We start from the raw sequence: 26,223 nt of genomic DNA on the forward strand, positions 1-26,223 counted from the left end.
CAAGTACGCCTAGGCGTTACTGGGCATTCGTGTTGTTGGTGACAGTAAGGTTAATGCCTGTTTTTTTGCCTGAGCTGCCATTTTGGTCGGTCGTAATGGTAAGTACTAGTTGCTTATCGCCCTGGGTGTAAGAGGTGATAGTGCCGCCACTTACGCTAATGTCGGTATTCTCGCTAGTCCAACCATTGGCTGGCAATTGGCTTTTGTAAAAGTCAGACACTTTTTGAGCACTGTCATTGGTTGCCAGGGTTACATTGTAGCCATTATTGGTTTTAAGGGCGGCAACCGCGTCGCTTGGCTTATAGATTGGCACGTTGCTAGGGAAATCATCGGGAATTTTAACATTGCCGCCAACACTCAGCGATTCGCCGTTATTACCTTTAACCGAGACCGAGCCGTTGCCAACATCGACCCCGGCTTTCTTGGCGGCATTTTGAATGGCAAAGAATGCGCCCCATACTATCAGCAAGCCGCCAATCATAATCACAATTGAAATTACAATCGAGGCTACGGCCAGACCTTTGCCGCCCTCTCCACTCTTCTTGATCTGCGAGAGAGCTACAATACCAAGTATAAGGCCAACTAGCGGGAATAGAATTGCCAGAATAATTGCCGCAATGGCTACACCATTGGTCTTACGTGCTGATGCGGCCGCAGGAGTGGCTGGTGCAGCAGGTTGAGCTGGCGGTGGAGCCGAAGCTTGAGTTGGTTCTTTTACTGAGTTGTTGGCCGAGGCCTTTTTATTGTCCATTTAATTAAGTCCTTTTTAGTTATGCTTAAGTTACATAGTAGAGCCAATCTGATTTTTTGACAAGCTTTTAAGCATAGCATTTTCGGTTGGTATTGCATTTTTACCACTATTGTGTTAGACTGTTCGAGTTACTATTAATAAGATCTACGGTTCGCAAAGCTTATTCTATCCTCGTGCAGGTTCAAGAAAAAGCAGTCCGAGGTAGAATAAGGAGTTTTATAAAACATGAAAAAACTGTTTGTAGGCAGTTTAGCGTGGGCAACCACAGACGAATCATTAAAAGAGTTCTTCTCTAGCGTTGGTACTGTTGAATCGGCCAACGTGGTGACCGACAAGATGACCGGTCGCAGTCGCGGTTTCGGTTTTGTCGAAATGAGCAGCGAAGAAGAAGCCAAGAAAGCCGTCGATGAGCTTAATGGCAAAGAACTTGATGGTCGCGAGATCAACGTTTCAGAAGCCCGTTCTAAAGAATAAAGACTAAAAATAGACTTTCAAAACACCCGTTATACTGGCGGGTGTTTTTGGTTTATGTATAATTGTCATTATGGGTTCTAATAAAAACAACGCTTTTGACAATATAGTGGTTTAGACAATTTCAGTCCTCGAGATCTAGGTAAGGTAAAAGCACTTCACAAAAAGCCTTTAAGAGTAACGTAGGCTTATGCCGAAGGCGGTCACTGGGACGAAGATCTTAACAATATAGAAAAAGAATATATTCAGAATGGAGGATATTTATAGCCGGCTTTGTGGGCAACAAGCTAGTTGCTACGGCAGCTTACAGCAGTATATCTAATGCAACAGCGGAACTAAAGCGTATGCGGGTCGAGGCTTCATTACAAGGTGTGGGCATTGGTATGAGACTACCAAAGGGCTTGAAGCGATATATGACTCAGAGGCTACAAACAAGTTCAGCTAGACACCACAGTAAATCAAATTGCAGCTCAAAAACTTTACGCGAAATCTGGCTATACGGAATTTAAACGACTAACCGAAGGAGCCCCACTGGGGGCATATTCTATAAGAAGGATCTTGATTAGCTTGCCTTAGATTACAAAACGGTCTTAAATATAAAGTAATAATTATTGAGGTTGTATGTTCAAAAGATTGTCACGATATATAGTAGGGTTTGTCATTCTCTTAAGCGGATTGGCAATGAGCACTGGTTTTGCGGCAGCTAGTAACAGTCCAAACTTGGCAGTTGACTCCGTGCACAACGGCTTCTATGCAAACAGTGGCCAGGAGCTCAATGTAAACGGCACCGTTAATGGCGACACTTGGCTGGCCGGCAATATCGTACGTGTGAAGGGTACGGTTAATGGCAATTTATATGCAGTAGGTAGCGAAGTTGTAGTAGAAGGCAATATTACTGGCAATGCTCACTTGGCTGGCTCAAAAGTTACGGTCAAAGGCACTATTAACGGTAGTCTGTATGCAGTTGGTAGCCAAGTAACAATTGACCGACTGGCCAAAGTAAATGGCGGTGTGGTGTTGGCCGGTTCATTGGTTGAGGATAGTGGTAGCGTGGGCGGCCAAGCTTACGTTTATGGTGCCGAAGTTAACATAAATGGACCAATCGGTGGTAATACCACGATTCGCAGTGGCCAGATTACATTGGGCGATCAAGCGGCTATTAATGGCGGCCTGCGCTACGATCAAAATGCCAAAATCAGCATTGCTAACGATAAGCGTATTACAGGCTCGGTTACCAAACTGGCGCCAGCAGCCTCTAAAACCAATCCGTTGCTAGATCGACTACAAGGTCTAATATTTGGCTTATTAGCGAGTCTGCTGCTCGGCCTGGCTATTATTAGCATATTACCCGGTAGTACTGTAGCTGTGGCCAACGTTATATGGGATCGGCCGGCTCCGAGTTTTCTGGCAGGTCTGGGCTTTATAATCTTTGTGCCAATTATGTTTGTGTTACTGTTGGTTATAGCTATTGGCTTACCGCTTGCGGTCGTGCTGGCCATGGGCTATGTAGCAGTTTTAATTGTAAGCCAGGTGTTTGTGGCTGTGGCGATTGGGCGCAAAGTTCTAAAAAATCCACAATTTAACTTTGGCCAGAATATTAACACTTTGCTAATAGGACTTGGCATATTGAGCATAATTAGTTTAATTCCAGTGCTTGGCGCCATAGTCGGGTTTATAGTGGTCTGTTTTGGTAGCGGCGCACTCACCCTACGAGCCTACGAGCGCGTGCTGGCTACCAGAGCCAAGCAACTCAAGTAGTCGTAGTTCTACCGACATTAAAGCAAACAGGAAGCCAGCTAGGCTCGAGTGTTCCATGTTCGAGGACTGTTTGAGTCCCGACGGTACCGTCGGGATGAGTTCCGCAGAACTGGAAGCGAGAGAATAGATGGTATTCATGTTTTGTGTCCATGTCGGTGAGTTTGCTTCTTTGCTCAACCAAAGAAGTCCCGCGCGGACAGCGCAAGGTTTGAAGGGCCTTAACCTTCGGGCAACTATCTTTTGTCTTGGCAAAAAGATAGCAAAACCGTTTGGCCTGTGCTTATGATCAAGCAGCGCTTAGCCAGTCGTAATTTCCTGTCGCTGTGCGGTTCGCTAGCCAGCGAATTCTCGCAAACAGGAGTGTTGCTTAGTGGCTTAGCTTGCTGATCGCAGCAACGGCCGGGAATAATAGCGCTGTTTTAATGCCGGAGAAAGCTATTTGGAGCCGCTTTTGCTCTGGATTTCTTTTATGGTCTGAACTACACGGCCACTATCTTGTAGGTTTTCCCAAAACATAATGCTGCGGCGATCTATATACATAACGTCTTCTGGCCCATGCAGCTCACCACCGAGCTTAGCCAGGCTAATTTGTTGGGATTGGTTGTTGCTTTGATTGCTAGGCTGGTTTTGGTTTTGAAACTGTAAATAATAGACGTTGGTGAGCTTTACATAGCTGCCATCAACATTGCTCATTTTGCCAAAGTAGACCATGCTGTTGTTCAAAAACACGGCCTGGTATTTATCTTTCTTTACGGCCAGCTCATTATAGTTGCCAGTAGCAATTCGAAATATTAGCAAACCAATGCCGACCACCAGCACTAAAAGTACCGTAATTAGTATCCAAAAGCCAAAGCGCCTATTTCTGTTAACAGGTGGCCTTGGGTTGTGCACCTGGTGAGTTTGGGGCTGTGAGTGGGTAGCAGGTCGAGCCCGGTTTGGCTGCATAGAAGAGGGTAAGCCAGAGGGTCTCTGGGGTGTCTGATTGTTATGATCCATACCTGTAAATCCTTTTACTAACCTAATTATTGTAAACTGCTTATGCACTTTTGCGCAATCCGCCCCTCTATAAAAAGTAAGCCCCATCTATTGACATCACCTTACAGGTTGCGTAATCTAGGAACATAAGAATAAATTAAGTGAGGAGGAAAAGTTTTATGGCTTTTTCACATGTGAATTCAAAGGGTCAAACATATTATCTACACCAGCGGGATGTGACCTTGAAGGGTGGTCGTCAGCAACGCATTTATTTCTTCGCTCGCGAAGAAAAGGATGGTGTGATCGATGAGTTGCCAGCTGGTTACCAAGTGGTAGAGAATACTCGCACCGGTCTACCAATTCTCAAAAAAGCAGACAAATAAAAATCCAATAATCATAAACACCCGCCCGGGGAACGCCGACGGGTGTTTTTGTTTACTCTTATATGTGTGGTATATAATATAGTTACCATATTATTAAACACAAAAAGGAGGAGTGTTTCATGCAACCAGATGAAAGCACAATGCCACAACAAGACGGTGCACAGCCAGGCAGCGGAGACCAAACTGCTCCAGCAGCAGCACCAGCCCCCGCTACCCCGCCAGCTGCACCAGCCGGTGATGATAATATGGGGGATGTAAAACCAGCCGACCCAGCTGCGCCTGCAGATCCTGCAGCTCCAGCTGCTTAAAGCTAGTTTTCTCTATAAAAGCCCTTTGTGATAGGGCTTTTATAGTAGGGGGCTTATAATAGAATAACTAGACTTGAAAACGTGCTAGTGTAGCTAAACGATTCAAATTGTCGAAGAAATTTGAATCGAGAGGAGAAACTGTGCGAGAATTACAATAGCACTTTTATAAAGTGCTATATCAATCAAAGCACAGCTTTGGACGCGGGCCCGTAGCTCAGCGGTCAGAGCAGGCGGCTCATAACCGCTTGGTCGCAGGTTCGAATCCTGCCGGGCCCACCATTTATGAATTTGAATTTAGACAAGTTATTGCAAGATGCCTCAGAAATAGTGGTTGAGGCTGGTAAAAAGCTGATGCCCTATTTTGGGAACATCGAGCATCAAGCTAAAACTCATCCACACGACGTGGTAACCGAACTTGATAAATCCACTGAAAAAGAAATTGCGAGCCGACTAGAAAAGTTAGACCCAACAATTGGCTTTCGTGGTGAAGAGTTTGGCTTTAGTAAAAAAGCCGACACTTACTGGCTGCTCGATCCAATCGATGGAACCATGCATTTTGTGCGTGGTATGCCATTTTGCACCACAATGCTAGCCTTAATCCACGAGAATAGACCGGTGTTGGCTATCATAAATAATTTTGTTACCAATGAGCTATTAACTGCTGTTGAAGGAGGTGGGACTTTTTGTAACGGTAAAAGGGTAAATGTAAGTGATCGTCCTAACGGTCAGTTCATTCTAAGTCTAGAAACCAAACTAAAAAAACCCGCCAATACTAAACTGCGTGATGAGCTACGCAAACGGGCCTACTTAATCCAGGTTATTTGTTCGGGGTATGAGTTTTGCCTTGTTGCGCAGGGCAAGATTGAGGGCAGAGTTTGCAAAGATCCACTTGGCTATGACTATGACTTTGCTCCAGGGTGTTTGCTTGTGAAAGAGGCCGGTGGGGTAGTGACCAATATAGGCAGCACTAAATACGACTTCAGCAATCGTGACCTAATTGCAGCATCTCCCAAACTATACAAGGAGCTTGTTGAGACCAAGAACGCATTGTTCCCAGTTGGCGAATAACTGTTATGATTAAGTAATGAATTGGCAGCAGATTTGTATATTGATTGGGGCGGCGGGACTGATTGTTGGTGCTGGCTGGAAGTGGCTTGCACCTTGGCTGCAAAAGGCTAAGCTGGCTCGAGTTAAGTTATCGACTCAGACTCAACCGCCCAAAGACCTAACCCCGGCTGAGATTGAGTACTTGCTGCAAAATGGGCTAAGCGGTAAGGGGTTGGCGGCCACCCTATTGAGCCTGCACAACCGAGGCATTTTAAGGGTTATGAGGAATAATAATGACTATGTGCTTTGCTTGCAGAATCTGCACAAGCCAACCAACACGCTCGAAAAAAAGCTACTAATGTTTATATTTACTGGCAAACTGCACCAACGGGCATTGGCCAGCATTCACTCCGAAACTACCCCAGCATTTATGGCTAAGCTGATTGAAATATTGCGAGGCCAGCTAAATAAGGAACACATGTACAAACAGATCCCGCCGCTGCGCAAGCGCGGCTCAATGTTGCTTGGTTTCTTGGCGATCTTTGCTGGAGTGTTAATCATTGCTGGTATAAACAAAATTTTCCCAGGAAGCTTTCCGGCTGTCTTTGCCCTCGGCGGCATAGTGGGCGGCTGGCTATTAAGCCGGCATGGGCAGTTGAGCCAAGAGGGTCTGCATGAACTCGCTCTAATACAGGCATTTAAGCGCTATTTAACCGAAAAGTCTAAGCTAAACGACCAAAAACTTTATTATTCGTATTTACCATATGCGATCGTGTTGAATGTTGAGCGATCCTGGTCGGCCCGATTCGATGGCATAGCCAGCCAAGCAGAATTTATAAAGGCGGTTGAGCACAAATTCAAGGTAGCTTAGCTATTTGCCTTCAAAATGGCGCCGCTTGTTGATCTCTTCTTGCAGCTCAAACGTGCGCTGCATGGCCGGGCTGGGGTTAGAGCGTGAAGACTGGTTGCTAATAACTTGTGGCTCGGCTGGCGGGGGACTTAGAGGGTCGAGTTTTCGGGGCGGCAAGGGTTCAACCACAACCTCATCGATTACGGGCGGCTGAGCTGGCACATTGCCGTAGTGATCGATGAATTTTCTTATTTTAGAACTAGTAGGTTGATCATTGAAGCTCATAGTTAGCCTTATTATACCTGGAATAAAGTAATTTTCCAGATTGTACTAGATAAGACTTGTGATACAATAAGGCTCATGGCTCTAATTGAAGTCAAAAAACTCAAAAAAAAATACGACAAACTCTTGGCTGTAAAAGGCATTGATTTTGAAGTTCAAGAGGGCGAGGTATTTGGAATTTTGGGCCCCAACGGTGCGGGCAAAACCACCACTCTCGAAATGATGGAGGGTCTCAGACCCATAACCGCAGGCTCAATTATAATCGATGGTATAGACGTAAATGCCGATCCAGATTCGGTTAAAGAAATAATTGGCGTGCAACTGCAAGCCTCGGCCTTTTTTGATAACTTAAACCTTACCGAACTGCTGCAGGTATTCCGCGATCTATATGCTACCCGCCGTGATCCTCACGAGCTTTTAAAGGAGGTTGGCTTAACCGCCAAGGCCAAGACTCAAGTTAAGGCACTCTCTGGCGGTCAAAAGCAACGCTTTAGCATAGCGGCGGCTTTGGTAAACGATCCCACGGTGCTGTTTTTGGATGAGCCTACGACTGGCCTCGACCCTCAAGCTAGGCGAAATGTGTGGGAGTTGGTGCAAGACATACAAAGCAAAGACAAGACAATAATCTTAACCACTCACTACATGGATGAGGCCGAGTTGTTGTGCAACCGCATAGCAATCATGGATGCTGGTAAAATTATTGCCCTAGATACGCCTGCGAATTTGATAAACCAGCTGTTAAAACGCGGATTTAAAAAGCAGCAGCCGGTGCAAAAAGCCAACTTAGAGGATGTGTTTATTGATTTAACCGGAAAGCATATGCGCGAATGAGTCGACATAGTATCTTGGCACATTTTGGCGTTAAAGCCTCCAGTCCGCGCTTACTGTACGCTTCGTACAGCTTGCTTGCGGTCTTCGGCCTTGCCTTAAACTGTACACAAGCTAGCTGTGTTTTGCGTGCGAATACCAAACACTACTCAGGAGCTTGCTATGAGTAAGCAAGTTAAACACAAGAAAACCTGGCTAGCCTACAAAACCCTGACAGTTGCCAGTGTTAAGATGTATTTCCGCAACCGTACGGCAGTGTTCTTTACGCTATTTATACCGGTTATGTTCATACTCATATTTGGTGCTTTTAACTCTACCAAGCAAAGTAGCTTTAAGCTCGATATAGTTAATCAAAGCAACACTCAGTTGTCGCAAAGTTTTGTGAACACGCTTACTGGTAACAAAGACGTATTTAAGACCACCGAAGACGATTTAAGTTCTGCTAAAGATCGCTTAGACAAGGGTAAGACCGATCTTGTAATCGTAGTGCCGGCAGAATTTGGCCAGGTTGATCCTAGCACTTTTGGCCCAAAAACTGCTCAAATTAAAACCTACTACAACAAGGGTCAACCCCAAACCGGGCAGGCTGCCAATTTGGTGGTTGGTCAGATTGTTGGTGGACTTAACAGCCAAATTACCAAAACGCCAGTGGTTTTTAGTGTCCAGTCAGAGGGGGTTAGTACTTATAATCTAGGCTACATTGACTATCTGGTGCCCGGCATAGTGGCGCTGTCTATAATGCAGCTTGGCATATTTAGCATAGCCTTTGCTTTTGTGAGTTTTAAGAGCTCCGGGGCATTGCGCCGCCTGTTTGTAACCCCGACCCATCCGGTAACATTTATATTTGGTCAGTCGGTTGCTCGCTTACTGATTGGCGTATTGCAGGTTAGCTTGTTAATAGGGCTTAGTGTGCTGGTTTTTAAGGTTCACATTGTAGGCAGCATGTTCAACATATTTGTCCTAGCTTTTCTTGGTGTATTGGTTTTCTTGGCCTTTGGCTTTACGGTGGCTGGCTGGGCCAAAGATGAAAACCAAGCTGCACCCATTGCCAACCTTATTAGTTTCCCAATGCTCTTTTTGAGCGGCACATTTATTCCACGCGATACTCTGCCGAATTGGCTTCAAACCATAACTGGCTTTTTTCCGCTAACCTATCTGGCCGATGCCATGCGCGCGGTCTCAACTCAGGGCTCCACCCTGTGGCAAGTACGGGGCGACATATTGGGTCTGGTTATATGGGGCGTGATTATGTTTATTGTAGCTATCAAAGTATTTAAGTGGGAATAGGCTAGTAGCGTGCCAGTAAACGATTGTTTACAGTTAAAATTGCCAGCTCCCTTTTGGGCTATAAGTTTGAGCGATATTCACCTACAGGCTAAGCAGACCAAAGCCTCGGCTTGGGTTGAGCAAGAATTAGCTCAGCGGATTCGCTCGCATGCAGGCCCTGGGATTGTAGTGCTAAATGGTGACATTATAGAATTGTGGGCTGGCCAAAATCCAGATTTAAAGGCTGCCTTGCAAGCTCACGCTAGATTAACAAGTGCAATAAAAAATTTCGGCGAACAACCTGGCTGCCAGGTTGTATTTGTGGTGGGTAATCACGATGGCGAGGTGGGGTGGAGTAGCGAGGATCAGAAAGTTATTCAAGCTGAGCTTGGTGCAAAGCTTTGTTTTCAGCTAGAGCTCAATATGAATGGAAAAGTTGTAATATTTGAGCACGGTCATCAATTGGATCCCGACAACTTGTTTGAGGATCAGCGCGATCCACACGATCACCCCATGGGCCAATATGTGGTTCAAAAGATTCTGCCGATGGCTCAAAAATCCAAAACTGAGGTTCTAGCCGATGTTGATACTTTGGCCGATCCGCGCCGGTTTCCGATTTTTTTGTTTTCAAGGATTTTTTACCGGACAATTGTTAGAAATAGTGGCTGGCTGGCGTTGCCATTTGTACTAGCATTGCTCTACAGATTTTTAACCGTCGTTGGTTTTTACTTCTTAGAACAAGCGCCACCGCAAAAGGTGCTAGACTTCTTGGTGCTAACCGACATAGTGATTATTTTAGACGCAGTGTTGCTGATAGTTATTGGCTATGTAATCTTGAGGCACTTTTGGAAACTTAGTGCTAGCTTGGTAGATGAACGTGGCGGTAGTGATCACAATCGCGACCCGCGTGAGTATACCAGCACAAGGATTAGTTCCAAGAAAATAACTGGTGGAGTATTTGGTCACACCCATGTGGCCGAGCTTACACCAATCAAGGACGGCTTTTATGCCAACAGTGGCTCGGGTACCAAGATTACCAAAGCTTACCAAGCCCGACTAGGTTTGCCCAAAATCTATATACCCAGTCTGCAGCTATCATGGCTAGAATTCGAAATGGGTCAAAAGGTAAAAGTTTCGCTATTTGCTGGCAACCGAAAGCTCGAGGGGTTGAAGGGGTTCGAAAAGCTACTCCTCAAAAAGCCAATCGTGTATACTGAAGCAAAGTTAGTAAAAAGCCTGGAGGTTTAATTGTTGCAAACTGTTGCGCCAAAAGATTACGCCAAGCAGGGCTCTTGGCGACTGTTCTTTCAATCGCTGTCAGATATTGGGCTGAACAATCGGGGTTTAGTCCATATTATGAGCTGGACTTTGCTAATGGTGCCAGCAGCTGCTATCTTGGTGTTGTTAATAGTAATGGCAATCTTTTTGCCAGGCGGCCGGCTACCCTTGGTGATTTTGGCAGCAATATATGGCCTGGCCTTTGTGGCCGGCTTGTTTGTGCTAAGCGTGTATCTGGCATCGGCCTACGTTTATTTGTCGCTCAGTATTGCCAAGCGCCAGAGCTTAAGCCTGGCGCAGCTCAAAACTGTAGCTTGGGCTAAGATGTGGTACATATTTATAGTTAATTTTTTAGTTGGTTTAATAAATCAGGTGGTGACTGCCGTTCAGATAATCCCACTCATTGGCGCTGTTATAAGTTTGGTGCTGAGCGTTTTGATCTCAGCCTTTATGGCGCCGGCAACCTATATTTTGGTTGACCAAAACCAAAATCCGATTGAGGCCATGAAAGACAGCTACAATCTGGTGAGGGCAAAAGGCCATATGAGCGTATTTGTTAAGATGGTACTGGTCTTTACTGTCATTTTAATGGCGGCAATAATGTTGTTTGTGCTTATCTTTGTGCTGCCAGCTGTTATGCTATTGGCCAATAAACTAATCTTGCTGGGAAGCATCTGGATAACCATATCGGCTGTCGTATTGTTCGTGTTAATTATCTATAGTAGTCTGGCCTACCAAATTTGCTTGGCCAAGCGCTACCTGCAGGTTAAGCCGGCCCAAGATTAATATCATCCTACCTGTGATAAAATAAGTCTTATGCGTAAGCTTTTTAATTATTCGAAGATTCTCTTTTGGTTTGGCCTGCTTATAGCTATATACATGTTTGCAGTATTAGCCTCCGAAACGTCCAAAAATTATACCCTGCGGGCGCGTAGTGATGCCTTGCAGAACCAGATTGACCAGCTGCAAGTGCAGATTGAACAGCTAGGCTACAAAATTACTTACTATCAAACCGACTCTTATAAAGAGCGTATAGCTCGCGAAAAGTTGGGCTTGCAAGCGCCAGGCGAGGGGGTGGTTATTACCAAATCTCAAGCTCCAAGTACAGATTCGGCTAGCGTGGAGAGTGTGCCGGTGCAGCTGCAAACCAAACAAGATCTAGAAGCCCAAAAGCCCAACCCGCAACAGTGGTGGGATTTCCTTCTCGGCAGTTAAGCCAAAAGACCAGTAACTTGTTTTACTGTTCGCTCGATATTGTGGTTTGAGGAATCTATCTTAACGAAGTCTTTGTAAAAGGGGACGGTGGAAAAATGCTCATAATGTTCATCAACCGCCTCTCTACCCATCCTAAAGTTCTCATGTCTTTGCTCGTCTCGAAGTTTGGCAATATCTGCTCGGGGCAACAGAAGTATCTTATGGGTCAGCTCGACTTGCTTAACTAACTCCTCCCATGCGGATTCATCAAGATAGCCATTTATAATTACATTTAAATCTTTTTTGTGGAAGTTTTTGGCGATCATGCCTATGCTTTCACCTACCAAACTCTATTGTTCGAATCTCCACTTCTTTTTGCCATCTGGTAGGATGTCGTACTTAAAACCGCTCACCAAGAAGTGCTTAATATTATCTACTTCAATATTGGCACAATCAGGAATTTGTTTGGCCAGCCGTTTGGCGACCGCACTCTTGCCGGATCCTGTTGGACCAGTTATAGCTACCACGAATTTATTTGCTGTCATGCTATGCATAGCCAAGGCCGTATCTAGCGCCAGTTAATACTTTTCACAATTCTATCGATCTCAGCTTTTGAGGTATTATTGGGTTCAAATACAAACTTAATTGAGAAGGCATTTATTGTTTTGCCGCTCCCCGAGGGCCTGTATGGATTTGTTCCATATGCCAAGTAAGAGTACAATAGCTTTTCTGGTTGGTCGGCAGGCTTGGATACGCCCGAAAACATCTCTGCTGGGCGGCCATCTATATCCACTACAGATATATCGCTGGTAGCCAGGCGTGGCGACCCTTCTTTGAGAATTGTGTCTGCCTGCTCCTTACTATTTACACTTTCAGTAAAGGGCACAATTAACACCATGTTGCTCGAGCCAAGCTTGGCAACAAACTGACAACGATTTCCGCCAGAATTAGTAATGGTATATTTAGCTGGAACAGATACGGTGAAGCATTCTGTACTTGTCATGGTAGTTTTGGCATTATTTCGATACAAAAAATAGCCGATAGCAGCTAATATAATTATGATTAAAACAATAATTATTAGCTCAACCACACTAAAACCTTGTTGGCTGTGTTTGATAGCCTTCATGCTTATGGCTACTATAGCACAAAAAATGACCCGTTTTTAAGGGTCAAAATAATTCTGGTAGCGGGGGCGGGACTCGAACCCGCGACCTTCAGGTTATGAGCCTGACGAGCTGCCACTGCTCCACCCCGCGACGTATGTGATATTTTATCTCTATCAGGAGTAATAGTCAACATGGTGGCTGCGGAAGGGATCGAACCTTCGACCTCGGGCTTATGAGTCCCGCGCTCTAACCGACTGAGCTACGCAGCCTCGCTGTCAAACTTTGGCTTCGACTATCGCAAACATATTATAAATGTATTTGCTTTTGTCTGCACCAAGGTTTTTCTCTCGGTTCAAATTTTTTCGACAATTTGAGCCGTTTAAACCACTGATTCTACCATAAATCAACCTAAAAGTAAACGCTCAAGCTAAGGGCTTGCTCTGGGGATACAAACCCGTTACCATAAGAAGGATAGTTAAAAGGAAAAACTAATGCCCGCAAAAAAGTCTACTCGCAAAGCACCACTGGCTCGCTCTAAAAAGCAGTTTATTGAACCATCGTTTCTAATAATGATTGTTTTGGTGGCTATGGCTGGAATAGCATTTATTTTATACGCTAGTGCCGCTACCTACACATCGTCAATCCGCTAGTAGGCAAGCTAAATGCCTGCTCGTAACAAAAAGAAAAAGTTAAACCGCGACCCATTGCCAGCACAAACATTATGGTTGGCAGTGGTTTTGGTTGCAATCGCCGGATTAGCAATGGTGTTTGTAAGCCAAGCTTATCGCTCGGTTGATACTACCAAGGCCGGCACAGTGGTTAGTTTTACAAAAGGCTCCAACTTAAACCAGCAAACTAGTGCTAACAATGGCACTACTAGGTTTAATCTAGCTCTTAAGAGCGGTCTAAAGTATTGTTGGTGGGGCAACAGTAGCGCGGGGGCTCAAACTCAAGGCTCGGTGCGCTACAACGACAGTCAAACCGTGGCCTTTGGTGCCAATGACTTTAAACTCGATAGCATCTCGCAACCGCTCTTCTGCTTTACATCGCAATATGACTCAAACAATGCCGAAGTATTTATATCGGTTAGCGGCAAAGTCAATTTTAGCTCAATGCGCGTAACTCAGCCCTAAATTACCCATAGAAGGCACGACGCCCCGCTACGAAGGGGGCGCCGCGCATTGCGGGTTGATCCGTTCGTAACGGGGCTTACTTGGACTTGGCGAGGTCCTTGGCTCGTTTCTCAGCTTCGCGAGCGCGGGCCTTGGCTTCGGCAGCCTCGGCGTGTGCCTTGGCGACCTCTCTCCGTCGTTTGTTCTCCTCGATGATGGTGTCGATCATGAAGCAGACGCGTCCCGGGTAGGAGCCAGATGCTGCGGCATCTTTGATGCTGGCCGGCTTTCGCTGGCCATAGTTGACGGTCTCATTCATGGCCATCTTGCGCAAAGCTGTGAGCGTGGCCTTGTCGAGGTTCTCGCCCAGCTGCTCGGCCAGGTGTAGCAGTTTGAAGGCCCGCATGAATGGCAGCAGCTGCGGCCGACACGCTACCAGTCGCCGGTTGAAGGCGACCAGCCCTTGGTGGTACTCACTGTCCAGCTCGAGGTCGCGGTAAAAGGCCAGCTCGCACAACCATTTGCCGCAATTCACCGCCCACTCCATAGGCTTGCTCCCACGGCCTTCAGGGTCCTGAAGGTTGTAGGTGCGATGTGTTGAGTACAGAGGGTCTTCGCTTCTGAGGAACCAAACGAACAGCTCGAGCATGTCAGGCTGTTCCAGCCAAGTCCACGAAACGATCTTGCCTCCTTCTCGTTCGGGCAGTTGCCTGAACATCTGCTCACTGGTGACAGCAAAGGCTTTGGCGGCGAGCGTCTGCCGACCCTCCTTGTAGCGGTCGATCCTGCGGTCGTCGACCACATCACGTTCGCGGTTGTAGAGCCCGTTCAGATGATCGAGGTGACCGTCGGCCATGCGCAGATAGAGAGCCATGCGGTCGATCGCAGCGTTCTGATTGCAGCTGCCCTCGACTCCGAACCCGCAATGCAGCAGGCCAATCTGAACTTCGAGCGGGGTTTCTGGGTTGAGAAGCATCTCGTACCAGTTGTCCCAATTCCGAAGTCGGTGAGGCAAGAAGTCGAGCAGCGGGTTGCGCCGCTCGTATTCGCCGGTGGTTTCTTCGCTTGAGCTCACGATGAGCTCCTTTCTGTTTTGACTACGCCCAGTTTCTTAGGGCTACGTTAAGGTAACTTCTTTGTACAACTTATCTTCGTGCCGAGCAAGCACAGGCACTTCTAAAATGTTATTCCAGACTTGATCCGGGATCCATGGGTTTATGATATAGATCCCGGATCCTGGTTTCGTCTAAAGCCGAACCGGTCCGGGATGACAGGGTGGGTGACAAGCGCAAGTTAGATTAGGTAGTAATTACGGTTTCTTAAACACCTGGTAATGGTAAAATATTAAGTATGCTTTCTGAACTGCATAACCATCTTTCTAGTACCAAGCTTTTGCCGCCGCGCTCTAAGTTGCTTTTGGCTGTCTCGGGCGGAGTAGATTCGGTTAGCCTGCTCGATCTGTTGCACGGTCTTAATACTTACTATAACTGGGAGTTAGCGATAGCTCACCTCGACCACAAGACTAGGCTCGATTCGGTTGACGACGCTCAGTTGGTTGGCAAGTTGGCAGACGATTATGGCTATAAGTTTTATCTTGGTCAGTTACCCGGGGAAGAACGCCGCGAGGCTCAACTTAGGGAGGCGCGCTATGGATTTTTGCAAGAATTGGCCAGCGCGGGGGGTTACGACTATATTGTTACAGCCCACCATGGTGACGACCGGCTCGAAACTAGCCTGCTCAACTCTATTCGTGGGGCTGACCGCGAAGGCTTAGCGGCACTAAGAGCCAGGCGGGATAACTTGGTGCGTCCTTTGCTGCCATTCCGCAAAGCCGACATAATTGTTTACGCCAATCTGCATAATCTGTCTTATCGACAAGACAGCAGCAACAGTGACTTAGCCTATCGGCGTAACTTGTTAAGAAACGAGCTAATGCCATTGGGCTCAATCACTCAAGCAGACTTTCGTAGCCAGCTAAGTTGCTCGCTCGACCGCCTAGAAGTCTTAAACGACCGAATTGAATCTAACTTGCAAGGCCTATTAGCCGACATCGTGATTGAACAAAACGGCAAAAAAGTGGAGATTGATCAGGTTCGATTTAGTAAATTGCCCGAAGCCGTGCAACTTAATTTGCTTAGCTATATTTGCAAGCAGCTGGCCCCTGGCGTGGCATTGAGTCAAAAAAATTTAGAGCAGGCTTTAAGGTTTGTAAGCCGTGCCCGCAGTGGCTCGGTTACGCACCTGGCATCTGGGTTGCATATGATGTGTAACTATGGTAGCGTAATGATTACTTCTGTTAATCCGGTTAGTAACCCCAGATCTGGTAGAACTGCCCCTTTGAATGTTAATCAGCCCTTTAGCCACGGCTTATTTAATCTGCGCCTGTTGAACGAACCAATTGATACCGATAGGCCACAAGCCTTAGTGCGTCCTGGCAATATGTATGTACGCTTCTGGCAGCCTGGTGATAGGGTGCAACCACTAGGCATGGAGGGTAGCAAAAAGCTCCAAGATGTTTTTTCGGATGCCAAAGTGCCCAAGCACTTGCGTTCGCACTGGCCAGTAGTGGTGAGCGCTAGCGGCGAGGTAGTCTGGCTACCAACACTAGCTATTGATCGACGCTTTGCCGCTACAGACAAAGACCAGCCAATTCAGTTAATTTGTGAGGTTTAAATGAAAAGAATACCCAAGAACGTTATCTATATAGTTTTAGGTTTGCTAGTAATTGGTGCCTTTTTGTATTTCTCAACTACCACTCCTCAAAAACCCGCCCAAGTTAGCTTGAGCAAGGTTATTGATCAGGCTAACCAAGGCCAAGTAGAAAGCATTGAGCTTACCGGCGACCAGCTCGTAATAAATCTGAAAGACGGCAGCAAAGAACAGGCTTTCAAAGAAAGCAACACCAGCCTCAAAGACTACGGCATAGACTACAATAAAGTAAAAGTTGAACCCAAGAATCCAAACGACGGCTCGGGCAAATGGATCGACATTGCGCTGGCCTTTATTCCAGTTTTGCTAATAATTGGCTTTTTTTACTTTATAATGCGCCAAGCTCAAGGGTCTAACAACCAGGCTATGAGCTTTGGTAAATCCAAAGCCAGAGTTTTTGGCATGGAAAAAGAGAAAGTTAAGTTTGCCGATGTGGCTGGTGCTATTGAGGCTAAGACTGAGCTGCAAGAGATTGTGGAGTTTTTGAAGTACCCTGGCAAATTTGAAGCCTTGGGTGCCAAGATTCCCAAGGGCGTGCTGTTGTTTGGTAGCCCGGGTACTGGTAAGACCTTACTGGCTCGCGCTGTTGCCGGTGAGGCCGATGTGCCATTCTTTAGCATATCTGGTTCGGAATTTGTGGAGATGTTTGTAGGGGTGGGTGCTAGCCGCGTGCGTGATTTATTTAACAAGGCCAAAAAGAATGCGCCCTGCATAATCTTTATTGACGAGATCGATGCAGTTGGTCGCCAGCGTGGCACTGGCCTGGGTGGTGGTCACGATGAGCGCGAGCAAACCCTGAATCAAATTTTGGTTGAAATGGACGGTTTTGAACAAGGCACCAATGTGATAGTAATGGCAGCTACCAACCGCCCCGATGTGCTCGACCCAGCCTTACTTCGACCAGGTCGCTTTGACCGTCGCATTACCCTCGACGCTCCCGACATGAAAGCCCGTGAAGAGATTCTGGAGGTTCACACCAAAAACAAGCCACTCGAGGCCGAGGTTAAGTTACGCGAGATTGCTCGCAAAACCCCCGGCGTTTCGGGAGCCGATTTGGCCAATATTGCCAACGAAGCTGCTATTTTGGCTGCTCGCCAAAACCGTAAAAAGGTTAGTCAGGCCGATCTGCACGAGGCAGTCGAAAAAGTTGCTTTGGGCCCAGAGCGCAAGAGCCACATTCTAAACGACGAAGAAAAGAAAATCACGGCTTATCACGAGGCTGGCCATGCCTTGCTGAGTCATCTATTGGCGCACTGCCATTCGGTTCACAAAGTTAGCATTGTTAGTCGCGGTATGGCCGGCGGTGTTACTTGGAGCCTGCCAGAAGAAGATAAGCATCTGCACTCGGTGGCGGATTTCAAAGATGACATTGCTATGAGCTTAGGTGGACGCACGGCCGAAAAAATTGTGTTCAACGAAATTACCACTGGAGCTGAAAGTGATCTGAAGCATGCCAACGAGCTGGCTCGCCGAATGGTGACCGAATATGGCATGACCGATAGTCTCAAGAATCGCTTCTTTGGCGAGGTCGATAATTCGATATTCCTGGGGCGCACCATGGGCGAAGGCCGACAATATTCCGAAGAGATTGCCTCTAAGATAGATAACGAAGTAGCCAAGATTATCGACGAAGGCAGCCAGCGTGCCAGCGAGGTGATTACCAAGAATCGCCAGCAACTCGATTTGATTGCTAAGACTTTGATAGAAAAAGAAACTCTTGAGGGGCCAGAGTTCGAAAAACTTTTTGCTAGTCTAGACAAAAAAGCTCCACCCAAAGACATCGACACGGCACTCGGCCCGCACCAAGAAGTTTAGGCGGTTATGCTCGGCTTAGGTCTATCTGATTTAATAATCAGCCTACTCCTGATATAATAACTAACACGCGATGAACAACATTCTAAAAAAGATCAACAAATCGCGCACGCTCGGAGTAGCGGCCTTTTTAATTTCACTTAGTTATTTACTAAGTAGAGTTTTGGGTTTATTGCGCGATCGTATGTTGGCAGCTAACTTTGGTGTATCTGCCAGTACCGATGCCTACACGGCTGCTTTTCGAATCCCGGACCTTTTATTTACCCTGCTTGTGTCGGGAGCCTTTGCTGTAGCTTTCATACCAGTTTTTATTGGCCACATTGAGAAAAAACAACAGCAAGAGGCCTGGCATATGACCAACGCTTTAACCACCTTACTGTTGTTAGCTACAACTATCTTTGGGCTGTTGGCGTTTATCTTTGCCAACCCGCTGGTAAGTCTTTTAACGCCCGGCTTCAATGCCCAGCAGCACGCACTAACTGTTACCTTGGCACGCATAATGCTGGTTACACCAACTCTGTTTGCCCTAGCCAGCGTGTTTGGTGGTATCCAGCAATCTTTTAATAGGTTTGCGCTGTTTGCTTTTGCAAGCGTCTTTTATAACGTTGGTATAATTATCGGCATTTTGTTGGCGCCTAAGCTATTTCCGGCTCACCCCATATATGGCGTTGCCTGGGGGGTTGTTGGTGGTACAGTCATGCAGGCCGTGATCCAGTTTTTGGGCACGCTGGGTTTAGGCTGGCGCTTTAGCTTTAGTCTCGACTTCTTAAATAAAGATGTTATTCAGGTGGTTAAGCTTATGGTACCACGCTCGCTAGATCTTGGGATCGATCAGGTTAATTGGATTATCCAGACCGCAATTGCCTCACGGCTAACAACCGGTAGCCTGGCGGCCTATTACTATGCCAATAACCTTAAAAATGTGCCGGTAGCGCTATTTGGCTCAGCAATTGCAACCGCAGCTTTCCCAAGTTTAATAAGAGCTGTAAAGTCTAAGGATAAGTCCCATCTCCCAGCTATTTTGGTACGCGACATTGGCTACATTCTGTTTCTAACCATACCATCGGCAGCTATTGCGGTAGTTATGCGCGGCTATATAGTGCGCCTGCTTTTTGGCTTTGGCGACCAAGCCACCGCCGACACCCTTGGCTGGTTAGCGGGCGTAATCATTGCCCAGAGCCTATATTTCATGGTGGCCCGGGTATTTTATGCCTTCGAAAATACGATAACACCACTTTTAACCAGCTTATCTTCGATTGTGATCAACATAATTTTGAGTTTTGTATTGTCGGCTAAATTTGGGATCTCGGGCATGGCAATAGCACTGTCGATATCAACGCTATACGAGCTAGTTTTGCTTGTCGTAATCCTTCAGGTTCGCTATAAGCATATTGGCCTTAAGTCAATACTAATTAAATTTGCTAAGATTTCATTGGCTAGTGCGGCTATGACATCTGTACTGTATTACCTGGTGAGTCAGATATTACCACTCTACAAAAACGATGTTGGGTTTACGAATATTGCACCAAAATTTATGATTCTATCGGTTGTAGGTATTGGGGTCTACCTCGGGGTGGCTAAGGTGCTCAGGCTCAAAGAGGTCGATAAGGTTATCAAAAAAGCTCTGCATCCATTGCGTCGGGTAAGGCGATTGTATGGATCGAATTCGTAACTTTTGCATTATTGCTCATATTGATCATGGCAAGAGCACTTTGGCTGATCGCATGTTGGAATTAACAGGTACCGTTCAGGCTCGCGAAATGAAGGCCCAGTTGCTCGACCAAATGGATCTGGAAAGAGAGAAGGGTATAACCATTAAGCTCCAGCCGGTACGCATGAACTGGCAAGCTCACCAGTTGAACCTAATTGACACTCCCGGCCACGTCGACTTTAGCTATGAGGTTAGTCGCAGCCTAGCGGCCTGCGAAGGCGCAATCTTAGTGGTTGATGCCGCCCAAGGCATTCAGGCTCAAACCTTGGCCAACGTTTACTTGGCTTTAGAGGCTAACCTAACGATTATTCCAGTATTAAATAAGATTGATTTGCCTGCTGCCGAACCCGAGCGAGTCGCCAAAGAGATATCGGCTCTCTTGGGTTGTGAGCCAAGCGATGTTTTGCGAATTTCTGCCAAAGAGGGAACTGGAGTAACGGAGCTTATAGATAGAGTGATCGAGCATGTACCACCACCGTCCGGTCAACCAGACAAGCCAACTAGGGCTCTAATTTTTGACTCGGTATACGATGAATATCGGGGGGTCATACTTTATATAAGACTCATCGATGGTGAGCTAAAAAAGGGTCAAGATTTGTTTTTGATGGCATCTGGTAAAAATACTTTAGCCGTTGATATTGGGTACTTTAGCCCCCAACTTACATCCGATGCGATCATACACTGTGGGCAAATTGGCTATATTGCAACCAATCTAAAAACAACGGCCGATGCTCGGGTGGGGGATACGGTAACAGACTCAAAGCTACATTCGCCGGAGGCTCTGCCGGGATACAAGAAAGTGCAGCCCTATGTATATGCTGGTTTCTTCCCGGCTTCGGCCGAGGATTATCCGAGTCTGAAAGATGCTATCGAGAAGCTTACGCTTAACGATTCGGCTCTTGCGTATGAACCCGAGAATTCACAGGTCTTAGGCTATGGTTTTCGCCTGGGCTTCTTGGGTTTGTTACATCTGGATATTGTAAAAGCTCGGCTTGAGCGAGAGTATGGGTTAAGCTTGGTGGTTACCAACCCCAGCGTTGACTACAAGGTTAAACTCATAAATGGCGACGAAGTTGATATAAAAAGTGCTTCTGAGCTTCCTGAGCCAACCCGCATTTCTGAGATTCAAGAGCCATGGATCAAGGGCGAGATAATTGTGCCAAGTGGCTACGTTGGCTCGGTTATACAACTTATAAATTCGGTTCGCGGGATTCAAAAAGACTTGAGTTACATTGATCAAACACTGGCGCTTGTAAATTTTGAAGCACCGCTAGCTAATGTGTTAACAGATTTTTATGATGATCTTAAAAGCGTTACCTCTGGTTACGGCTCATTTAATTACGAACTAATGGGTTATCGGCCTGAAGACTTGGTTAAGGTAGATGTTTTGGTTGCCGGCGAGTTAGTAGACAGCCTAAGCCTAATGGTTCACCGCTCAGAATCACTTAGTGTTGGCCGTAAGGTAATCGATAAACTCAAAGACGTTATTCCGCGCCAATTATTTGAGGTTAGCCTGCAGGCCGCCATAGGCGCTAAGATAATCGCGCGCGAAGATGTTAAAGCTCTGGGTAAAAATGTAACTGCCAAACTATATGGCGGCGACATCTCGCGCAAAAAGAAGCTTTGGGCCAAGCAAAAAGAAGGCAAAAAACGCCTCAAAAAGATTGGTCAGGTCGATATTCCGCCCGAGGCCTTTATGGTAATGCTAAAAAAAGACTAACTACTTACGCTTGAGCTTGTACGGCTTTTGTGCGTATAATTATTTGCAATGGCAAAGGAATCTGCAGTCAAAAAACAAGCTAAGTCTCACGAGGCTTTTCTGGTGGTATTGGTAGTTATTTTATTGGTATTAACGATTTCTGGCTGGCTCATGTACTACTTTAGAAATCAAAAGGCCAATCAAGATGAGCAAGCCGCTCAAGAGAATACCCAGCAGTTAGAAGCTAAAGTTAAGTCTTTCGAGCAAAATCAGCAAAACAAGTTCTTGAACGAAGAAAATTCTGAATAGCAATTTGCAATTTTATTGCACGAGTGCCAAAATAAGCATAAGTAATAAGGACTTACTATGCCCCCAGCTCAAGACCCACAAGCAACTCCGCTAGAAGTGCCGCCAGCAAACACCATGAGTTTGCCACCCAAGAGAGGTGCAGGCAAAACTTTTCTGGTGGTGCTAGTGATTGTTGCCTTGGTTTTGGCCTCGGTCGGTGGTGTTTACTATTTTATGAACCAGAAATCCAAGCAGCAACAAGCCGCACTACAAAGCCAGGTCAACGACTTGAATAACCAGATTCAAGATTTGCAATCTAAAAACAAGACACTACAAAACCAGATTAATGTTGATCTCGATACCCAAGTGGCCATCAATAAGGCCATAAAGGGTTTCTACGACGACTGGATTAAAGGCGCCAATGCTAATCCTCCAGTAGCCAAAAACACCTTGGCCTCCCAGGCCATTAACAAAGGCTATATAAATGCCACAGTACAGAGTTACATTAACAAATCAAATGGTAATCCAGACCCAGCTACTTGTGCGGCCACAACCGTAAAAAGTTATCAATACACCGAGCTAACCAAAGACAACAATACGTCTACGGCAACTGTCAACTTCGATCTGAATAACGGCGACAAATCCAAGGCCAAGCTAAACTTAATACCTCAGGGCTCAACCTGGGTGATTAGCCAAATTACTTGCGGGTAGGCATCGTAAAAAGTTAATTAGCACTCTTGACATGAGAGTGCTAATTTTTATATACTAAATTTGTCAGCACTCGACAGTGTTGACTGCTAGTTGGTAGACGTACTAAACTAGAGTAAATCGTCATGACAGATAGACAAGAACGAATCTTATCGGAAATCATCCGCCTGTATGCGGATTCAGCCGAGCCAGTTAGCTCTCGTGAGCTTGCCAAAGCTTTCGAGCTTAGTTCCGCGACTATCCGGACTGAGATGCTAAAGCTCGAAGAATTGGGCTGTATTTACCAACCCCACATATCTGCTGGCAGGGTGCCTACCGACAAAGGATACCGTTACTTTGTAAACAATTTAACCGATTCATCCACGCAAGTGGAATTCCCATCGAGTCGGAGCTTCCAAACCATCACCAAGCGAGTCGATTCGCTCAAGGATCGAGCCGACGGTGCAATCAAAATTGCCGCCGAAACCTTGAGCGATCTGACTGGCAACATGGCTTTTGCTACCCTGAGCGATGCCGTGTACCTGCATGGCCTTAGCCAATTATTTAGCCAACCTGAATTTTTAGATCAAGCAGCCTCGGCTGGAGCGGCTAAGTTTTTGGACAGCTTGCAGCAATGGTTGTTCGAGAAACATTTAGATCAGACACAGGTATTTATTGGTCGCGAGAACCCAATCGCCAAAACTAGTAATCTTACCATGGTGGTAAATCGGTTTTCTGGCCCCTACTCCGACAGCAGCTACATAGGAATTGTTGGTCCAACTCGGCAAAGTTACGACAAGGTCATTAACTTAGTAGGTGCAACCAGTAAAGCCCTAGAAGAAGTCTTTAGCGAAGCTTAATATGAAATCTGATAAAAATCCTAAACCAGCTAAAAAAGCCAAGCCATTCGCCAGCCGGCGGACTGCGGCAGAATACGAACAACAGATTGGCGAGCTAACAATTCACTTGCAACGTCTGCAGGCCGAATTCGAAAATTATAAAAAGCGCGAAGCTGCTCAAAAAGCCGAACTTATGAATGGTGCCAAAGAGGCCGTTTTAGCAGAATTGCTGCCAGCACTCGATAATTTTGACCGCGCAGCCACACATTTACCTGCTGAGCTAGAAAACAACGCTTGGGCCAAGGGTATGCAATATGTTGGCCAGCAACTTATTGATCTGCTCGATAGCATGGGTGTGCATAAGTTTGCACCACAAACGGGTGAGCAGTTCAACGCCGCTCGGCACGACGCGCTAGACCACATTAAAAGCAAGAAGCCGGCCGACACAATTGTAGAAGTTGTAACGCCGGGTTATGAAATTAATCAAAAAGTAGTTCGAGCAGCTACGGTAAAAGTAAGTAAAGGAGAATAGTTATGAGTAAAATTATTGGAATTGACTTAGGTACCACCAACTCAGCCATGGCGGTTATGGAGGGCGGTGACCCAACAATTATTACCAATGTCGAGGGGGCTCGTACTACCCCCAGTATGGTGGCGATTAATAAAAACGGTGAACGGCTGGTGGGCCAGACCGCCAAGCGCCAAGCCGTGATTAACCCCGACAACACAATCTTTAGTGTTAAGCGCCTAATTGGCCGAACCTTCGATGATCCCGAAGTTCAGCGCGATATCGAGCTCATGCCCTACAAAATCGTAAAGGCCGACGGCCATGTAAAAGTTAAAATGGGCGACAAAGAATATACGCCCGAAGAAATCAGCGCTATGATTTTGGGTAAACTCAAAGCCGACGCCGAAAAATACTTGGGTCAGCCAGTAACCGAGGCCGTTATTACTGTGCCGGCTTACTTTAACGATGCTCAACGACAAGCCACCAAAGATGCCGGCAAGATCGCTGGCCTCGAAGTCAAACGAATTATCAATGAACCCACTGCCGCCGCCCTAGCCTACGGTCTCGAAAAGAACAAAGAAGAAAAAGTGGTGGTATACGACCTTGGTGGTGGTACGTTCGATGTTTCGGTGCTTGAGCTGGGTGACGGTGTGTTTGAAGTTAAAAGCACCAATGGCGATACCCACTTAGGTGGTGACGACTTCGATCTAGTGCTCATTAACTGGCTGATCGATGAGTTCAAAAAAGACCAAGGGATTGATCTAAAAGCCGACAAAGCGGCTATGCAGCGACTAAAAGAGGCGGCCGAAAAAGCCAAGATCGAGCTTAGCACAACTACCGAGACCAATATTAACATTCCATTTGTTACGGCCGATGCTAGCGGACCCAAGCACTTAGACATTACCCTAACCCGCGCCCAGTTCGAGAAGGTGGTTATGGACTTGGTCGACAAAACACTCAAGCCATGTGAGGCAGCTCTAAAAGATGCCGGCCTCAAAAAAGCAGACATTAACGAAGTAATTATGGTGGGCGGCATGACCCGTATGCCGTTAGTGCAAAAAAAGGTTGAGGAGTTCTTTGGCAAAAAACCACTGCAGGGCGTGAACCCAGACGAGGTAGTAGCCATTGGCGCAGCTATTCAAGGTGGTGTGCTGGGCGGCGACGTTAAAGACGTGTTGCTACTCGACGTCACCCCTCTATCACTCGGCCTAGAAACATTGGGTGGTGTAAGTACCAAGCTAATTGAGCGCAACACCACCATTCCAACCAGCAAGAGTCAGGTATTTAGCACCGCAGCCGACAATCAGCCCAGTGTAGAGATCAACGTTTTGCAAGGCGATCGCGAAATGGCTACCGACAACAAATCTTTAGGTCGGTTTGTGCTCGACGGCATTCCACCTGCTCCGCGGGGTGTGCCACAAATCGAAGTTAGCTTTAACATCGATGCCAACGGTATTGTAAATGTTAGCGCCAAAGACAAGGGTACCGGCAAAGAACAGCACATTACCATTACTGGGGGCGGTAACCTAAGCGACGAGGATATCAAGAAGATGCAGCAAGATGCCGAAGCCCACGCTGATGAGGATAAAAAGAAGAAAGAGCAAGTAGAGGCTCGCAACAATGCCGACACCCTAATTTACACTGCCGAGAAGACTTTGAAAGATGCTGGTGATAAGGCTAAGGAAGAAGATAAGAAGGCTGTTGAGGATGCCACTAAGGCATTGAAAGATAAACTCGAGACCGACGATGTCGAAGAGCTCAAGAAGCTTACTGAAGATTTGAATACAAAACTGCAAAAAGTTGGCGCTGCCATGTACGAAGCCGAGGCCAAAGAGGCTGAAAGCAAAGAAGGTGATAAGGCCGACCAAAAGGGTGATGATAAAAATCCGCCAGCCGGCGGAGAGCCCGAAGAAGGCGAGGTAGTCGACGAGAAAGATAAGAAGTAAGTGGCTCACAACACCTACGCAGTTCCCATATCATGTAAGGGCATTGTTTTTGAGGGTGGCCAGGTGTGGCTCCGCAAAAACGAGAGAGGTGAGTGGGAGCTGCCCGGGGGTAAACTAGACGAGGGTGAGCAGCCGCAAGAAACAGTTAAGCGTGAGATGCTCGAGGAGCTTGGGCTAAAAGTTTCGGTTGGTGAAATTACCAGTTCTTATCTTTACACCATCAAGGTTAGCGAAGATGAAAAGCGTGGTGTTTTGGTCATAAGCTACTCGTGCAAGTTCATCAAACGAACTGGCGATGTTGAGCATAACGGTGAAGCTGGGCATGCAGAATTTAAGAAGTTTGACCCTATGGAGATCGATTCGCTGAACATGCCAGAATTTTACAAAGAAGCAATCAAGAAAGTATCATAGGACT

At 46.5% G+C, this 26,223-nt stretch carries 30 protein-coding genes and 3 tRNA genes; 24 read left to right on the forward strand and 9 right to left on the reverse strand.

What is annotated here, in order from left to right; all coding sequences use genetic code 11:
* Positions 1-16: 16 nt before the first annotated feature.
* Positions 17-751 (reverse strand): DUF4190 domain-containing protein, encoded by a 735-nt coding sequence (locus HYX70_04305; GenBank protein ID MBI2798486.1) that lies wholly within the window; start codon positions 749-751, stop codon positions 17-19.
* A gap of 225 nt (positions 752-976) precedes the next feature.
* Between HYX70_04305 and HYX70_04310 the strand changes: the two genes are divergently transcribed.
* Positions 977-1,225 carry an RNA-binding protein gene (locus HYX70_04310; protein MBI2798487.1) on the forward strand — a complete coding sequence of 83 codons (249 nt, stop codon included), beginning with the start codon at positions 977-979 and terminating at the stop codon, positions 1,223-1,225.
* A 678-nt stretch (positions 1,226-1,903) separates the two neighbouring features.
* Positions 1,904-2,980 carry a polymer-forming cytoskeletal protein gene (locus tag HYX70_04315; protein MBI2798488.1) on the forward strand — a complete coding sequence of 359 codons (1,077 nt, stop codon included), beginning with the start codon at positions 1,904-1,906 and terminating at the stop codon, positions 2,978-2,980.
* A 435-nt stretch (positions 2,981-3,415) separates the two neighbouring features.
* On the opposite strand, the gene HYX70_04320 is transcribed toward HYX70_04315, so the two are convergent.
* Positions 3,416-3,976, reverse strand: a complete 561-nt coding sequence (locus tag HYX70_04320; GenBank protein ID MBI2798489.1) for a hypothetical protein — start codon at positions 3,974-3,976, stop codon at positions 3,416-3,418.
* A 158-nt stretch (positions 3,977-4,134) separates the two neighbouring features.
* On the opposite strand from HYX70_04320, the gene HYX70_04325 reads away from it, so the two are divergent.
* The 5 genes from HYX70_04325 (at position 4,135) to HYX70_04345 (ending at position 6,564) form a co-directional block, all read left to right on the forward strand.
* Positions 4,135-4,338, forward strand: a complete 204-nt coding sequence (locus tag HYX70_04325; protein ID MBI2798490.1) for a hypothetical protein — start codon at positions 4,135-4,137, stop codon at positions 4,336-4,338.
* Between the two features lie 140 nt (positions 4,339-4,478).
* Positions 4,479-4,646 carry a hypothetical protein gene (locus HYX70_04330; GenBank protein ID MBI2798491.1) on the forward strand — a complete coding sequence of 56 codons (168 nt, stop codon included), beginning with the start codon at positions 4,479-4,481 and terminating at the stop codon, positions 4,644-4,646.
* A 203-nt stretch (positions 4,647-4,849) separates the two neighbouring features.
* Positions 4,850-4,925, forward strand: a tRNA-Ile gene (locus HYX70_04335).
* A gap of 3 nt (positions 4,926-4,928) precedes the next feature.
* Complete coding sequence (locus HYX70_04340) at positions 4,929-5,714, forward strand: inositol monophosphatase family protein (GenBank protein ID MBI2798492.1); 786 nt, start codon at positions 4,929-4,931, stop codon at positions 5,712-5,714.
* Positions 5,715-5,730: 16 nt separating this feature from the next.
* Positions 5,731-6,564 (forward strand): DUF2207 domain-containing protein, encoded by an 834-nt coding sequence (locus HYX70_04345; GenBank protein MBI2798493.1) that lies wholly within the window; start codon positions 5,731-5,733, stop codon positions 6,562-6,564.
* Here HYX70_04345 and HYX70_04350 read toward each other — a convergent pair whose 3' ends face one another.
* Complete coding sequence (locus tag HYX70_04350) at positions 6,565-6,828, reverse strand: hypothetical protein (GenBank protein ID MBI2798494.1); 264 nt, start codon at positions 6,826-6,828, stop codon at positions 6,565-6,567.
* Between the two features lie 66 nt (positions 6,829-6,894).
* On the opposite strand from HYX70_04350, the gene HYX70_04355 reads away from it, so the two are divergent.
* The 5 genes from HYX70_04355 (at position 6,895) to HYX70_04375 (ending at position 11,412) form a co-directional block, all read left to right on the forward strand.
* Positions 6,895-7,656 carry an ABC transporter ATP-binding protein gene (locus HYX70_04355; protein ID MBI2798495.1) on the forward strand — a complete coding sequence of 254 codons (762 nt, stop codon included), beginning with the start codon at positions 6,895-6,897 and terminating at the stop codon, positions 7,654-7,656.
* Positions 7,657-7,815: 159 nt separating this feature from the next.
* Entirely contained in the window at positions 7,816-8,940 is a 1,125-nt protein-coding gene (locus HYX70_04360) for an ABC transporter permease (GenBank protein ID MBI2798496.1), read from the forward strand.
* Between the two features lie 66 nt (positions 8,941-9,006).
* Positions 9,007-10,167: a metallophosphoesterase gene (locus tag HYX70_04365; GenBank protein ID MBI2798497.1), complete on the forward strand. Its 1,161-nt coding sequence runs from the start codon at positions 9,007-9,009 to the stop codon at positions 10,165-10,167.
* Entirely contained in the window at positions 10,168-10,983 is an 816-nt protein-coding gene (locus HYX70_04370) for a hypothetical protein (protein ID MBI2798498.1), read from the forward strand.
* A 30-nt stretch (positions 10,984-11,013) separates the two neighbouring features.
* Positions 11,014-11,412, forward strand: a complete 399-nt coding sequence (locus tag HYX70_04375) for a septum formation initiator family protein (protein MBI2798499.1) — start codon at positions 11,014-11,016, stop codon at positions 11,410-11,412.
* Here HYX70_04375 and HYX70_04380 read toward each other — a convergent pair.
* The 5 genes from HYX70_04380 to HYX70_04400 all read right to left on the reverse strand — a co-directional run bounded on the left by HYX70_04380 (position 11,409) and on the right by HYX70_04400 (position 12,766).
* Entirely contained in the window at positions 11,409-11,738 is a 330-nt protein-coding gene (locus tag HYX70_04380) for a hypothetical protein (protein ID MBI2798500.1), read from the reverse strand. The two genes, HYX70_04375 and HYX70_04380, sit on opposite strands and share 4 nt — an antisense overlap.
* 3 nt (positions 11,739-11,741) lie before the next feature.
* On the reverse strand, positions 11,742-11,936 hold the full coding sequence (locus HYX70_04385) for a (d)CMP kinase (protein MBI2798501.1): 195 nt from the start codon (positions 11,934-11,936) through the stop codon (positions 11,742-11,744).
* A gap of 23 nt (positions 11,937-11,959) precedes the next feature.
* Positions 11,960-12,517 (reverse strand): hypothetical protein, encoded by a 558-nt coding sequence (locus tag HYX70_04390; protein MBI2798502.1) that lies wholly within the window; start codon positions 12,515-12,517, stop codon positions 11,960-11,962.
* A gap of 55 nt (positions 12,518-12,572) precedes the next feature.
* Positions 12,573-12,647, reverse strand: a tRNA-Met gene (locus HYX70_04395).
* A gap of 42 nt (positions 12,648-12,689) precedes the next feature.
* Positions 12,690-12,766: transfer RNA gene (locus HYX70_04400), tRNA-Met, on the reverse strand.
* Positions 12,767-12,988: 222 nt separating this feature from the next.
* Between HYX70_04400 and HYX70_04405 the strand changes: the two genes are divergently transcribed.
* Together HYX70_04405 and HYX70_04410 are read left to right on the forward strand one after the other, a co-directional pair.
* Positions 12,989-13,147 carry a hypothetical protein gene (locus HYX70_04405; GenBank protein MBI2798503.1) on the forward strand — a complete coding sequence of 53 codons (159 nt, stop codon included), beginning with the start codon at positions 12,989-12,991 and terminating at the stop codon, positions 13,145-13,147.
* Positions 13,148-13,159: 12 nt separating this feature from the next.
* A complete protein-coding gene (locus tag HYX70_04410) occupies positions 13,160-13,630 on the forward strand; it encodes a hypothetical protein (protein ID MBI2798504.1) in 471 nt (156 codons plus the stop codon).
* 76 nt (positions 13,631-13,706) lie between these two features.
* On the opposite strand, the gene HYX70_04415 is transcribed toward HYX70_04410, so the two are convergent.
* Positions 13,707-14,684, reverse strand: coding sequence for a hypothetical protein (locus HYX70_04415; GenBank protein MBI2798505.1), 978 nt, complete (start codon positions 14,682-14,684; stop codon positions 13,707-13,709).
* A 275-nt stretch (positions 14,685-14,959) separates the two neighbouring features.
* On the opposite strand from HYX70_04415, the gene tilS reads away from it, so the two are divergent.
* The 10 genes from tilS (at position 14,960) to HYX70_04465 (ending at position 26,219) form a co-directional block, all read left to right on the forward strand.
* Entirely contained in the window at positions 14,960-16,282 is a 1,323-nt protein-coding gene (gene tilS / locus HYX70_04420) for a tRNA lysidine(34) synthetase TilS (protein ID MBI2798506.1), read from the forward strand.
* A complete protein-coding gene (locus HYX70_04425; GenBank protein MBI2798507.1) occupies positions 16,283-18,133 on the forward strand; it encodes an ATP-dependent metallopeptidase FtsH/Yme1/Tma family protein in 1,851 nt (616 codons plus the stop codon). It abuts the gene before it with no gap.
* A gap of 70 nt (positions 18,134-18,203) precedes the next feature.
* Positions 18,204-19,802, forward strand: coding sequence for a murein biosynthesis integral membrane protein MurJ (gene murJ, locus HYX70_04430; GenBank protein ID MBI2798508.1), 1,599 nt, complete (start codon positions 18,204-18,206; stop codon positions 19,800-19,802).
* The gene (gene lepA / locus HYX70_04435; protein ID MBI2798509.1) at positions 19,786-21,561 is read left to right on the forward strand and encodes an elongation factor 4; all 1,776 of its coding nucleotides are present in this window, start codon (positions 19,786-19,788) and stop codon (positions 21,559-21,561) included. The genes murJ and lepA overlap by 17 nt, the downstream gene beginning before the upstream one ends.
* A gap of 48 nt (positions 21,562-21,609) precedes the next feature.
* Positions 21,610-21,849, forward strand: a complete 240-nt coding sequence (locus tag HYX70_04440; protein MBI2798510.1) for a hypothetical protein — start codon at positions 21,610-21,612, stop codon at positions 21,847-21,849.
* A gap of 57 nt (positions 21,850-21,906) precedes the next feature.
* On the forward strand, positions 21,907-22,539 hold the full coding sequence (locus tag HYX70_04445) for a DUF3828 domain-containing protein (protein MBI2798511.1): 633 nt from the start codon (positions 21,907-21,909) through the stop codon (positions 22,537-22,539).
* Positions 22,540-22,661: 122 nt separating this feature from the next.
* Positions 22,662-23,375, forward strand: coding sequence for an HTH domain-containing protein (locus HYX70_04450; GenBank protein MBI2798512.1), 714 nt, complete (start codon positions 22,662-22,664; stop codon positions 23,373-23,375).
* A gap of 1 nt (position 23,376) precedes the next feature.
* Positions 23,377-23,886, forward strand: a complete 510-nt coding sequence (locus tag HYX70_04455) for a nucleotide exchange factor GrpE (protein ID MBI2798513.1) — start codon at positions 23,377-23,379, stop codon at positions 23,884-23,886.
* 2 nt (positions 23,887-23,888) lie between these two features.
* Complete coding sequence (gene dnaK / locus HYX70_04460) at positions 23,889-25,808, forward strand: molecular chaperone DnaK (protein ID MBI2798514.1); 1,920 nt, start codon at positions 23,889-23,891, stop codon at positions 25,806-25,808.
* Positions 25,809-26,219: an NUDIX hydrolase gene (locus HYX70_04465; protein MBI2798515.1), complete on the forward strand. Its 411-nt coding sequence runs from the start codon at positions 25,809-25,811 to the stop codon at positions 26,217-26,219. It begins immediately after the preceding gene.
* The last annotated feature ends 4 nt before the right edge of the window (positions 26,220-26,223 follow it).

This window comes from Candidatus Saccharibacteria bacterium (genome assembly GCA_016191105.1).
GTDB lineage: Bacteria > Patescibacteriota > Saccharimonadia > CAILAD01 > BJGX01 > JACPPH01.